This window comes from Clostridium sp. CTA-17 (assembly GCF_054767895.1).
The window spans coordinates 85,135-98,757 of the sequence record NZ_BAAABF010000004.1; the positions used below are offsets into that span (position 1 = coordinate 85,135).

General features: G+C 29.1%; 12 protein-coding genes. 1 reads left to right on the plus strand and 11 read right to left on the minus strand.

What is annotated here, in order from left to right:
• Positions 1–53: 53 nt before the first annotated feature.
• From dnaK to gpr, 9 genes are all read right to left on the minus strand, one after another.
• Complete coding sequence (dnaK, locus tag ACYUCG_RS08575; RefSeq protein ID WP_003454824.1) at positions 54–1,913, minus strand: molecular chaperone DnaK; 1,860 nt, start codon at positions 1,911–1,913, stop codon at positions 54–56.
• 56 nt (positions 1,914–1,969) lie between these two features.
• On the minus strand, positions 1,970–2,596 hold the full coding sequence (gene grpE, locus ACYUCG_RS08580) for a nucleotide exchange factor GrpE (protein WP_003461874.1): 627 nt from the start codon (positions 2,594–2,596) through the stop codon (positions 1,970–1,972).
• A gap of 30 nt (positions 2,597–2,626) precedes the next feature.
• On the minus strand, positions 2,627–3,646 hold the full coding sequence (gene hrcA / locus ACYUCG_RS08585) for a heat-inducible transcriptional repressor HrcA (RefSeq protein WP_283677985.1): 1,020 nt from the start codon (positions 3,644–3,646) through the stop codon (positions 2,627–2,629).
• A gap of 196 nt (positions 3,647–3,842) precedes the next feature.
• Positions 3,843–4,976, minus strand: coding sequence for a radical SAM family heme chaperone HemW (hemW, locus tag ACYUCG_RS08590; RefSeq protein WP_460268442.1), 1,134 nt, complete (start codon positions 4,974–4,976; stop codon positions 3,843–3,845).
• A 250-nt stretch (positions 4,977–5,226) separates the two neighbouring features.
• Positions 5,227–5,496, minus strand: a complete 270-nt coding sequence (locus ACYUCG_RS08595) for a hypothetical protein (protein ID WP_003451693.1) — start codon at positions 5,494–5,496, stop codon at positions 5,227–5,229.
• Between the two features lie 258 nt (positions 5,497–5,754).
• The gene (lepA, locus tag ACYUCG_RS08600; protein WP_003451176.1) at positions 5,755–7,557 is read right to left on the minus strand and encodes a translation elongation factor 4; all 1,803 of its coding nucleotides are present in this window, start codon (positions 7,555–7,557) and stop codon (positions 5,755–5,757) included.
• Positions 7,558–7,677: 120 nt separating this feature from the next.
• Positions 7,678–8,040, minus strand: coding sequence for a hypothetical protein (locus ACYUCG_RS08605; protein ID WP_087326354.1), 363 nt, complete (start codon positions 8,038–8,040; stop codon positions 7,678–7,680).
• A gap of 54 nt (positions 8,041–8,094) precedes the next feature.
• Positions 8,095–9,180, minus strand: coding sequence for a stage II sporulation protein P (locus ACYUCG_RS08610; protein ID WP_087326357.1), 1,086 nt, complete (start codon positions 9,178–9,180; stop codon positions 8,095–8,097).
• Positions 9,181–9,329: 149 nt separating this feature from the next.
• A complete protein-coding gene (gene gpr, locus ACYUCG_RS08615; protein WP_087326360.1) occupies positions 9,330–10,307 on the minus strand; it encodes a GPR endopeptidase in 978 nt (325 codons plus the stop codon).
• Between the two features lie 195 nt (positions 10,308–10,502).
• Between gpr and rpsT the strand changes: the two genes are divergently transcribed.
• Positions 10,503–10,766 (plus strand): 30S ribosomal protein S20, encoded by a 264-nt coding sequence (gene rpsT / locus ACYUCG_RS08620; RefSeq protein ID WP_003451389.1) that lies wholly within the window; start codon positions 10,503–10,505, stop codon positions 10,764–10,766.
• A gap of 95 nt (positions 10,767–10,861) precedes the next feature.
• Here rpsT and holA read toward each other — a convergent pair whose 3' ends face one another.
• Positions 10,862–11,908, minus strand: coding sequence for a DNA polymerase III subunit delta (gene holA / locus ACYUCG_RS08625; RefSeq protein WP_060795898.1), 1,047 nt, complete (start codon positions 11,906–11,908; stop codon positions 10,862–10,864).
• Positions 11,909–11,951: 43 nt separating this feature from the next.
• Positions 11,952–13,607 carry a ComEC/Rec2 family competence protein gene (locus ACYUCG_RS08630; RefSeq protein WP_460268444.1) on the minus strand — a complete coding sequence of 552 codons (1,656 nt, stop codon included), beginning with the start codon at positions 13,605–13,607 and terminating at the stop codon, positions 11,952–11,954.
• Between the last annotated feature and the right edge of the window lie 16 nt (positions 13,608–13,623).

A 13,623-nucleotide genomic window follows, 5' to 3' on the forward strand; every position in this document is an offset into this window, starting at 1 on the left:
TTAATTCTTTTTATATTATATCAAAGCTTTAAGTCTTGTGATAGTTTTAATTATTATTTATCATCTTGAACTTCGAAATCAGCGTCTACAACATTGTCATCGTTGTTGTTTGTAGCACCTGCTCCAGCATTAGCTCCACCCATGTTGTTTGGATCGAATCCTTGACCTTGTGCTCCACCATTTTGTTGGTATAATTTTTCTGATACTTTGTAGAATGCTTGAGTTAAATCTTCCATAGCTTTCTTGATAGCTTCTATATCGTCACCATCTTTAACTTTTTTAACTTCTTCGATTTTAGCTTCTATTTCTGATTTTTCTTCAGCTGAAACTTTATCGCCAAGTTCATTTAAAGTTTTTTCTGTTTGGTAAACAGTTTGCTCAGCATTGTTTTTAACTTCTATAGCTTCTTTTCTCTTCTTATCTTCTTCAGCAAATTGTTCTGCTTCTTTTACAGCCTTATCTATTTCAGCATCGCTTAAGTTAGTTGAAGCTGTGATTGTAATGTTAGCTTCTTTTCCAGTAGCTTTATCAGTTGCTGAAACTTTAACTATACCATTAGCATCTATATCGAAAGCAACTTCTATTTGAGGGATTCCTCTTGGAGCTGGAGCAATTCCTGATAGAGTAAATCTACCTAAAGTTTTGTTATCAGCTGCCATTTGTCTTTCACCTTGTACTACGTGAATTTCAACTGAAGTTTGGTTATCTGCTGCAGTTGAGAATATTTGACTCTTTCTTGCAGGGATAGTTGTATTTCTTTCGATTAATGGAGTTGCAACTCCTCCTAAAGTTTCGATTCCTAATGTTAATGGAGTAACATCTAATAATAATACGTCTTTAACATCACCAGTTAATACACCAGCTTGGATAGCAGCACCCATTGCTACACACTCATCTGGGTTAACTCCTTTTGAAGGTTCTTTTCCAGTGAAGTTTTTAACAGCTTCTTGAACTGCTGGTATTCTTGTTGATCCACCAACTAAGATTACTTTATCTATATCATTTAATGAAACATTACCTGATTTTAAGGCTTCTTTCATTATGTTGATTGTTCTTTCAACTAAGTCATGAGTTAATTCATTGAATTTAGCTCTTGTTAATGTCATATCTATGTGTTTTGGACCAGTTGCATCAGCAGTGATGAATGGTAAGTTGATTAATGTTTGAGTTGATGATGATAACTCAATTTTAGCTTTTTCAGCAGCTTCTTTTAATCTTTGAAGAGCCATTTTATCTTGTCTTAAATCAATTCCGTTTTGAGCTTTAAAGTCTTCTGCTATATAGTCTATAATTCTTTGGTCGAAGTCATCTCCACCTAATCTAGCATCTCCGTTTGTTGATACAACTTCAAATACTCCATCTCCTAAATCTAAGATAGATACGTCGAAAGTACCACCACCTAGGTCATATACTAAGATTTTGTGAGCACTATCCATTTTATCTAATCCATAAGCTAATGATGCAGCTGTTGGTTCGTTGATTATTCTCTTAACATCTAAACCAGCTATTCTACCAGCATCCTTAGTTGCTTGTCTTTCAGCATCATTGAAGTAAGCTGGAACTGTGATAACAGCTTCTGTTACTTTTTCTCCTAAATAAGCTTCTGCATCTGCTTTTAATTTTTGAAGTATCATTGCTGATATTTCTTGTGGTGTATAATCTTTTCCATCTATATTAACTTTATAGTCAGTTCCCATATGTCTTTTTATTGACATTATTGTTTTGTCAGGATTTGTTATTGCTTGTCTTTTAGCAACTTGACCTACTAATCTTTCTCCATTTGCTTGGAATGAAACTACTGATGGAGTTGTTCTAGCACCTTCTGAGTTAGTGATAACTACTGGTTCTCCACCTTCCATAACAGCTACGCATGAATTTGTTGTTCCTAAATCTATACCGATTATTTTACTCATTGTTAATTCCTCCTCTAACAATATCTATAATTTAAACCTGTTAAATGCTAATTAAATTATTTAGTTACAGTTACCATTGAATGTCTGATAACCTTATCCCCTCTCTTGTATCCTTTTTGGAATACTTGAGCTACTTGATTTGGCTCTGCGCCTTCTTGTTCCACAACCATCATTGCTTGATGTAATTCTGGATCAAAACCATTTTCTGTAGATATTTCTTCAACTTGAAGTTTTTCTAAAGCATCCTCAAATTGTCTTACTGTCATTTCAACACCTTTTTTAAGATCTTCAACAGTTCCATCTACAGCTAAGGCTCTTTCTAAGTTATCTAATACTGGAAGCATTTTGATTAAAACATCTTCACATGCATCAGTATATATTCTTTCTTTTTCTTTATCTGTTCTTTTTCTGTAATTTTCATACTCTGCAGATATTCTTAATAATCTATCTTTTAAGGCCTCTAATTCATTTTCTAATTTCTTTGTTTTACTTTTAAACATAGTATTTTCTTCCTTTAAAGCCTTTAATTCTTCAAAATCAATAACTTTTTCATCAGCCTTAATATCTTCTGAAACTTCTTCTACCTCTTCATCAATATTAGGATTTTCAGCTTTTGTTTCGTTATCTAATTCTTCTTGGATATTTTCCTTTAACTCTTCGTTAAAATCTTTATTATCCACCATAAAGCAGCCACACCTCTTCTCTTTTTTTACTTACTTATTCTTTAAAGTTTCATTTAACTCTTTCATAACTTCAGTCATGATTGATAAGACTTTAGAATAATTTATTCTTCTAGGACCTATTAAAGCTATTGTACCTAAAGATCTATCTCCTACATGATATCCAGCTGATATTATTGAACATTCCTTTGCTTCTGGTACAAATATTTCATCACCTATCTTTACAGTCATATCATCACTATCACTTATAAGTTCTGAAATACTTTTTTTATCATGTAAAAGTTCTAAAATCTCCTTAGCTTTGTGAATATTATTATATTCAGGATAATTAAATATATTAATTGTTCCTTCTAAGAATACCTCAGAAGTTTCATCACCTTTTAAACTCTCATAAAGAGCAGGTAAAACTGCATTTACTATATCTTCATATCCGCTTAAAGCTCTATTGAGATTACTAATAACCTCTAAGTTTATTTGCTCAATAGTAAGGTTTTTAAGCCTTTCAGTTATTATCTTACTAATTTTAATAAGTTCTTCAGATATAGGAACACTCTTTACTTTTATGACTGTATTTCTTATTACACCATTATCAGTTACTAAAACACATAAAATACTTACATCATCAACTTTTAAAAGTTGAATTGATTTTACAAAGCTCTTATGTACTGAGGGTGCTTTGACTATACAAGTCATTTTAGTAAGTTCCGATAGAAGAGCACTAGTTTGTTTGATTATTTTATCAACTTCGTACAAGGTACCATCTATTATTGAATTTCTAATAAGCCCTTCCTCTTCAGAGGATAATCTTTCGAATTCAATCATTCTATCAACATATAATCTATATCCTCTGCTTGATGGAATTCTTCCTGCCGAAGTATGAGGCTGTTCTAAAAATCCCATTTCTTCTAAGTCAGCCATTTCATTTCTTATAGTAGCTGAACTTACTCCAAGATTATACTTTTTAGCGATAGTTCTTGAACCAACGGGCTCTCCAGTTGATATATAGTCTTGAATTATAGCTCTTAATATTTGAAGCTTTCTATCGTCTATCACTAATCTCACCTCTTTATTAGCACTCACTCTTAACGAGTGCTAACTAGTACACTATTAATATATTACCTACCAAGTTTTTTGTCAATTCCATTTTTTATCATTTCAAATGAAAATTTCGAATTTTACCTTATTTATTCTTTAATATCTTTATTTTTCTTTTATTTGCTTTAATTTATACCATAACCTATTTTAAATTTTATAATAGAAAATCAGCCATTATTACATTGGATATTTCTATGCCTTTTTCACTTAGAAAAATTCTTCCTGACTCCCTTATTAAAAGCCCTTCATCTATATACTTATTTAGTATTTCTCCATAAACATCATTTATATTCATACCAAATCTCTTTTTAAATTCATTTTCATCTATTCCATTAATTTTTCTAAGCCCCATAAACATAAATTCTTCCATATTATCATTTTTTGAATTATTTATTATTTCTTCTACGGCTTCTCCCTTCTCATTAATAGAATTTATATATTCCTCAACACTACTTATGTTTTTAATTCTTTTCCCATTAATATAAGAAGCAGCTGCTGACCCTACTCCTATCCAGTTATCCATATTCCAATATGCTAAATTATGTCTACATTCTTTTCCCTCTTTAGCATAATTAGAAATCTCATATTGATTAAATCCATTTTCCTCTAAAATTTCTTTTGCTAAGTGGTACATTTTTCTCTCTTCTTCTTCAGTTGGTAGTTTTAACTTATCATTTTCATATAAATTATAAAAAGCAGTTCCCTCTTCTATAATTAGACTATATGCTGATATATGAGCTGACTCTAAAGATATTATCTCTCTTAAAGTCTCTTCCCATTCATTTAATCTTTGATTGGGTAATCCAAACATTAAATCAACATTTATGTTATTAAAGCCAACCTTTTTTGCTAATAAAAAGTTTTCTTTAAAGGTTTTATAGTTATGTATTCTTCCCAGTCCTTTAAGAAGATTATCCTGCTTAGCTTGAAGCCCCATACTGATTCTATTTACACCATACTTCTTCATGACTTCTAGCTTTTCTTCTGTTAAGTTTCCTGGATTACACTCCATAGAGTACTCTATATCTTTTGCCATATTAAGTTTAGCTATTTCTTTTAATAAACATTCTAATTCATTAGATTCTAAAACACTTGGTGTTCCCCCTCCAATAAATATAGTGTTTATTTCTAGATTATTATGTTTCTCTCTTAAATTTATTATTTCCTTATTTAGAGCTTCTATATAGGCCTTTCTTAAATGATCTTTCCTGGCAAAGGAAGGAAAATCACAATAAAGACACTTTTGTGCACAAAAAGGAATGTGTATATATAAGGAAATTTTATCCATAGTTAATTACCTCCATGTAAAATAAATAAACTTTACAACTAATATAAAATAAATTTTTTTAATTAAATATAATCTATTAATTATGAGTCTTTCTTTCATATTACAATAAAAAAAGTCATGAGTGAATAAACCCATGACTTTTATATGATTCTTTCACAAAATTAAATATCTACCTTTAGATAAAACTAAAATTTTAAACTTTAATATTAATATTCCTATTAAAATAAGTTTACTCAAAATATTTTTAGCTTTATATCTCTCTTAAATTTATATTTATAGCATTGTGAACTAATAAATCTCTTTGAACTTCTATAATTGAAGTGTTTATTACTTCACCTTCTAAATTTATCTCTAAATCACTATGATCTCCATGCTTAGCTAGAAACTTATCTAAGTCAGAAATTTTAACACTAATAGAAATATTATCTCCATTTTTTCTATTTATAACACCAGTTGCCTTCCCATTATTTCTAAATTTTCTACACTTAATTTTAACATCTCTTTTATTAGCATCTAACATAATAATACCTCTCCTCTACATAATTTTTATTAATTTACTATAAATATATTGAGGAGATTTCTTTTTAATGACTAAATAAAAAATATTTATTTTAGAAATTTAAATTAAATGTATCTAAAAATAAGCTAACTCTAAAAGATTTAAAAACCTTTGTAAAGTTAACAAAAAAATTTAATTACTGTTATTAATGGTTTAAAAACAAAAGGCAATGATGAATACTTAATACTGTTCATCATTGCCTCTATATAAAGAATTTAATTAGTCCACTTTTAAAACTGACATGAATGCTTCTTGAGGAACTTCAACTGTTCCTAATTGTCTCATTCTCTTCTTACCTTCTTTTTGTTTTTCAAGAAGTTTTTTCTTTCTTGAAATATCTCCACCATAACACTTAGCTAATACGTCTTTTCTCATAGCTTTAACAGTTTCTCTAGCTATAATTTTTGAACCTACAGCTGCTTGAATTGGAACTTCAAACATGTGTCTTGGAATGATTTCTTTAAGTTTTTCAGCTATAGCTCTACCTCTTTGATAAGCCTTAACTTCTGGAACTATCATAGATAAAGCATCTACATTGTCTCCATTTAATAAAATATCTAACTTAACAAGTTTTGATTGCTCATATCCTTTTAATTCATAATCTAATGAAGCATATCCTCTTGTTTTTGATTTAAGAGTATCGAAGAAGTCATATACTATTTCATTTAATGGAATTTCATAATGTATAACAACTCTTGTTTCCTCTAAGTATTGCATATCTATGAATTTACCTCTTCTATCTTGGCATAATTCCATTACAGCTCCAGTGTAATCAGTTGGAGTTATAATTGAAGCCTTAACAACAGGCTCTTCCATGTATGCAATCTCTGTCATTGGAGGAAGGTTTGTTGGGTTTGTTAAATCAAAAGATTCTCCATTTGTCTTAGTTACTTTGTATATAACTGATGGTGCAGTTGTAATTATATCTAAGTTAAATTCTCTTTCAACTCTCTCTTGAATTATTTCCATGTGTAATAATCCTAAGAATCCACATCTAAATCCAAATCCTAAAGCTACTGATGTTTCCGGTTCAAATGATAATGCAGCATCATTTATTTGAAGCTTTTCTAATGCTTCTTTTAATTCTTCATACTTAGCTCCATCAACTGGGTATATACCTGAGTAAACCATTGGTATAGCTGGTTTGTATCCTGGTAAGGCCTCCTCTGTTGGTCTAGCTGCCTCTGTTACAGTATCACCTACTCTAGCATCTCTAACATTCTTTATTGAAGCTGTTATATATCCAACTTCCCCTGCACTTAATCCTTCTTTTAAAGGCATTAAAGCTGGTGTAAATACTCCAGTCTCAACTACTTCATAAACCTTATCTGTTGACATTAGTTTAATTTTTGTTCCTGGTTTAACTTTACCATCTTTAACTCTTATATGACATACAACTCCTTTGTAACTATCATAGTATGAGTCAAATATTAAAGCCTTAAGAGGAGCATTTTCATCTCCCTCTGGTGCTGGAATTTTTTCTACTATTTCTTCTAAAACATCTTCTATGTTTAATCCAGTCTTAGCTGATACTAAAGGAGCATCTTCTGCTTCTATTCCAATAACATCCTCTATTTCTTGCTTTATTTCATCTGGTCTAGCACTAGCTAAGTCAACCTTATTTATAACAGGTACTATTTCCAAATCATTATCTAATGCTAAGTAACAGTTTGCTAAAGTTTGAGCTTGTATTCCCTGAGTAGCGTCTACTACAAGAATAGCACCTTCACAAGCGGCTAAGCTTCTTGAAACCTCATATGTAAAGTCTACGTGACCTGGAGTATCTATAAGATTTAATATATATTCTTCTCCGTTCTCTCTCTTATAGATAAGTCTTGCTGCTTGAGACTTTATTGTTATTCCTCTTTCTTTTTCAAGCTCCATAGTATCTAATACTTGCTGTTCCATTTCCCTTTGAGTTAATGTTCCAGTTTTCTCTAAAAGTCTATCTGCTAATGTTGATTTACCATGATCTATATGAGCTACGATTGAAAAGTTTCTTATATACTTCTTTTTATCCATATCTAAACCTGCTCTCCAAACTATTTAAAAAGTTTTTGAACAGTTTTCACCCCCACATTGTAGAATAAGTCAAGTTACATTATATCACAATGTGCCATTAAACTGTCAATATACTTTACTTTACATTATTATATAGTTTCCTATAAATTGATTAATATTATTGATTAATTTATTTACTAGGTTAAAAGTACCAATTAGCATATTACCAAATAATCCTTTACTTAAGTTTAAAGTATGTTCTTTAAAAACCAAATAAACCTCGTCCTTATTTTCATATATTTTTACTGGACTATTGTCTTCACTAAATATAGTTAAATCCATGCCTGTTTCTTCTTTTATTCTATCATAATCAACTTTTTCGCTTAATTCATAATTTTGATTATTAAATGCCTCTGTATTCTCTATGTTAACACCTATAAGCCCCCAAGAAATTATAGAAAAAACTATTATGCCAAGAGTTAGAATAGTCATAAATTTTTTCAAAATAAAACACCCCCATAGATTACTATCTATAAGGATGTTCAAAATTCTTATATTTTATTCACTTTTTCCGTTTAATTCTTCTGCTATTAATCTAGCTATATACTTTGCTGTAGCTTGAGCCTCTTTAGAAGTATTTACTTCTGCACCAACTTCAATAAGCATTGAATTCTTATTGAAATCTTGGTTAAATGCATTTTGTCCCCTATTATACTTATAGGTTTCCTGTCTTCTTAAAATATCAGGAAAAAGCTCATTGGCTTTATTAATAAATCTATAGGCCAAGGATTCAGCATCATTAAAATATTGGTTATTCCTAGTTGTAACAAACATAACCTTAGCTAAACTTTCTCCATTTATATTAGCAGTTAAATTCTTTTTGTTATGCTCTCCAACAGAATCTCTATGAATATCTATTACCATTTTAAAATCATCATATTCATTAGTATATTTTTTAACTGTCTCTCTAGATTTATTGTAAGATTGTTCGTATGAAGCTGAGTGATTTGTTTTATCATGAATAACTGATATACCATAGTTTTCTTCAAGTTCTTTTGCCACTAAAGACCCTACTCCAACTACGTTATGTTCTTCATTGTTTGAAGTTCTTTCCTCACTATACCCCTCTGAATTATGAGTATGATAAATAAGCACCTCTGGCTTAGACTGATCAAGTTCCTTTTTTAAACTTGGATTATAAACTTCACTATTTTTACTAGCTTCTAATTCTGCATTTTCCTTAGATTCTTCCTCAGAAACTATATCTATACTTTCTTTATTTAAATCAAATGAAGATACTTTTTCAGCAGAAACATAATTAACTTTATCAATTGAAGCTATTTTATTTACTGCACCAAAGTAAGGTACTTCATTCATTACTAACTCTATCGGATCTAGAGGCTTTATATTTAAAGTTTCTAAGGCTAAACTTTTTAATGTAATATTACTTTCTAAATAAGCATTCTCATCGTAATATGTTCCCTTTGCAACAGGCATTCCTGCATTTAAAAGTTGTATATATGATAAATTCTCTCTCATGTCTTTACTTGCTGCAATCTTCATAAATCTAAACATAAATATTATCAATAAAGATAAAAGAACAATCATTCCTATGGGTATCTCTCTTTTATTAATACCTCTCACATTATCCCCTCCCTCATATTTTCATTTATATGAAGTTAGGTTAAATATTATGTTACTCTATTTAGGTAAATATTTAATTTATTCTTCTTCAAATTCACTTATAATTCTAAAAAAATCTCTTAATAATTTTTTCAATTTAAAACATAGCCTTAATTTAAAAATTTATTTATATCCTCTAATACCATATTAGGTTGAAGAGCTATATTGATTCCATTTGCTATTATTTTTGAAACTGATTCTATTACATCATCTATTTCTTTTGGAGTAACCATTAAATCTCCTACATAAGGATCTAAAAGACTCTTTATCAGAATTCCTTTTTCATTCTTATCTATGTTATTTAATATATTATAAAATTCTTTACCAGCTTCTGCTTGATTTATCATTTCATCTAAAACCAAATCCATGGCATCATTGGCAATAGTAGCTGCATCCACAACAGTTGGTACTCCTAAGGCAATAACAGGAATACCTAAACTTTCTTCATTTATTTGCATTCTATGATTTCCAACTCCAGCCCCTGGTGATATACCAGTATTGCTTATTTGAATAGTTCTTGCCACTCTTTCAAGTTTCCTTGAAGCTAAGGCATCAATACAAACTACTAAATCTGGCTTTATTTTTTCAACTAATGATTTTATTATCTCTCCAGTTTCAATTCCTGTTATGCCTAAAACTCCAGGAGCTATGGCACAAACTGGTCTTACTGAATCATCTATTATATCTGGCATAACCTTCTTTAAATGTCTTGTTACCATTAACTTTCCTACAACCTTAGGTCCTATGGCGTCAGGTGTAACATTCCAGTTTCCAAGACCAACTACTAAAGCAGTTCTATCTTCTGGTAAATTAATAAGTTCTTCTAAGGAGGCTGCCACCACATGAGAAACCTCATCCATAATGCCACCATCATAATGAGTATACTCAGGGATATCTATGGTAACATATCTGCCTATAGGTTTTCCCATAGCTTTAGCACCTTCCTCATTTAATATGTCAACATTTGTAACTTTAATATCCTCTTCCACAGTCTTTTCTTCAAAAACTACCCCATCAATTTCCCTATTATATCTATGTTTATAAATCTCTCTACTTTCAACAGCTAAATCAGTTCTTACATTGTACATTTTTCCACCTCTTTTTAATTTAAATTGATATATTATATATAATCTCCTTAAAAATGATAATTATGTCGATAAACACGAAAAAAGACTTGAACTTATATATTTATGATGTTATAATTACCTTTGTTAATAATGAACTCGTACGCAGATTCCCCAAAACTGCAGATACGCTATAAAAGTTGAAGGGGGTGAACTAGAATGGCAAATATTAAATCAGCAAAGAAAAGAATAAAAGTTACTGAAAAGAAAACTTTAAGAAATAAGATGATTAAGTCAGCTCTTAAAACTGCTATAAAGAAGTTTGAAGTAGCTGTTGAAGCTAATAACAAAGCAGAAGCTGCAACTTTATACGTTGAAGCTGCTAGAGCTTTAGATATGTCTGCTTCTAAAGGAGTAGTTCATAAAAACATGGCTGCTAGAAAGAAATCAAGATTAGCTGCTAAGTTAAACGCTATGGCTTAATTATATGGGTGTTAGAATTTCTAACACCATTTTCTTTTATTAGAAGTATTTCTTTAAGTAAAAAATCCAGATTAGATAATTCTAATCTGGATTTTTTATATTACAGTGCTCACTATCATAAGTTCTAACTCTGTTTTTTTATTTAAGTTTGAATTACTCTTAAGTTTCTTTTCTGTATATAAACATAGATTAATACATTTATTAAGCTGTTTATTAGAAAACTTCTTACTCTGATTAATAAATTTTTCTATTACAAAGTCAGGTAAATTCACTCTACTAGCTTCTAAAAAATCTTTCTTTATTTCATCAATTCTATACTTTTCAGAAAGTCTTATTTTAACCCTGTGTAACTTTTGAAATTGCTCTCTAATCTGACTTAGTATAAATATAGGATCTTGTCCTCTGCCTATTAATTCATCCATTAAGTCTATAGCTTGCTTTGCTCTTTTAATTGAAATAAGCTCAACTAAATCAAATATGTCGTCCTCATATCTAGGAGGAAGTAGTAAATCTATGTCTTTTCTAGTTATTTCTCTCTCACCAACATAGTTTACTATTTTATCAACTTCTCTTTCTATAACATCAAAGTTATTTTCTACTGAGTCACAAAAGTATTTTAATTCTATTTTTCCTATGTTTTTATTATATCTTTGAAAGATTCTTCCTACTTTTTGTTGTAGTTTTACCCCTTTTAACTTTTCAACAGAAACTATACAACTACTCTTCTCAAGTTTTTTTAGTTTACTTAATCTATTAACTCTATCCCTTTTATCCTTTAAAGTTGTATATGCTATTAAAACACAATGTTCTGGTGTATTTTGAAAATATTCTACACATTGCTTATATAATTTTTCAGTTTCTTTATCTTGTTTATCCCTAAATATATTAGTTCTATTTAAAACTACTACTTTTTTATCACACATAAAAGGCAATGTTTCACAAGCATTCATGAAGTCATCAAAATTAAGGTTATTACCATCTAATCTAATTAGGTTTAAATCCTTAAACCCTTCATCTAATACATTATCAATAATATTTTCTATACCTTCTTTAATTAAAAGCTCATCTAATCCAACTAATATATAACTTTTTTCTATCTTTCCTTTTTTCAAATTTTCATATAAACCGTCTAAATCTATCATTAAAATATCAACCTTTCAAATCCCAGCTACTTATTTACATAAGTTAAAGTATATACGCACTTTTCTTTTGAATCAAATCAATTATATCATAATCACTATTCTCTGGCATTAAAGTTATGGTATTAAAATTATCTTCTATGGATATTGAATATCTTTTTGTTAGTTCAAATTGAGACTCTTTTTTCACATGAATAACCTCATTAACATATTCCTTTTTCATTATGGATTTTTTAAAATAATCACTATTATTGTTTACTAAGGCAACTTTCTTAAATCCAGATTCTATGACTACAGCCTTATTCCATTTATCTTCCACAACTTTAATTTTAGCTCCAAATACATATAAATTTAAAAGCAAAACAGGTATGAATAAATAAACTCCTATTTTAAACTTTTTAAATCCTTTAAGACTCATGTAAATCCATAAAAACATAGTCATATAAGCAATTGCAAATACTGGGGATAAATAAGGGGTAACCCATACTACCTTATCTAAAAACACTAAAATCCCCCTAAATACCATGAATATTATATCTATTAAAAATACTATAATTCCAATTAAATTTCCACCAATTAAAATAGAAATTAATAGTATCTGTAATAATATTACTATTATTGGAGTTACTAAAAAGGTTGATATTAAAAAGTTAATAGAAAATTTTCCAAAAGCAATTACCAAAATAGGATATATAAAAGCCTGTGCAGATAATCCTAAACTTAAGTATTCATTTAACTTTGGTGGTAACATATAAAATCCCTCTAATAATTTTTTATAGAATAAAACTATGCCTAAGGTTCCACCAAAGGATAATAAAAATCCCATGCTAAAAAGGTTATAAGGTTTATAAATAAGTAAGATCACTGCTCCTAATGATATAGAACTTAAGGGGTCATAGGTCTTAAATAGCCTTTTAGAAGACTTTAATAAGGTTATCATAATTAAAGCTCTTAATGCTGAACTAGATGCCCCAACTAAAATTACATAAATAGTACATATACTTAAAGCTATCTTAAAAGAAAACTTTTTATAAATTATTGAAAAAAGTAAGGCTATATGAAACCCTGATATACATATTAAATGAATTACTCCTAAGTCTGATAAAAAATCCTTTTGATTATAGGTTAAATTTTCTTTATCTCCCCATAAGACAGCATTTAAAAGTGCACTTTCAGAGGATGAAAATTTTTCACTTAAGTTTTCATAATACTTCTTTGGTATATTTTTTATTTTATAGATTAAGTCCTTTTCTCTTTTTAATACTTTCTTTAAGAAAACCTGTCCAACATGACCTCTATCTAAATTAATTCCTCTCTTAAATTTACAAACTCCATATATTTTTTCTCCATATTCAATTTCACTTCCACTTTGATTTCTTACCTCAACTATTCTTCCATCTATCTTTCCTATTATAGCTTTATCTGTAACTTCTATTATTCTTATTTCTTGAACACCCTCTTTTTGAAATTTTGGCTCATAATAAATGGTGCAACTTAAAATAGCTATGAGGAAAAATATTATACCTATATTAAAATTATCAATATCTAATAAAAGATAGCTAAACAAAATTAAAGGTACAACTAAAAAAGCTGTACCTATTAAGTTAAAACTACCAAAATAGTATGTTATAATTCCTAAAATAGTAAAAATACAAATTAATCCTAAAGGTCTATTTACAATAACTTTCTCAAACTTTTTCATAGAATCTCTCCTTCGA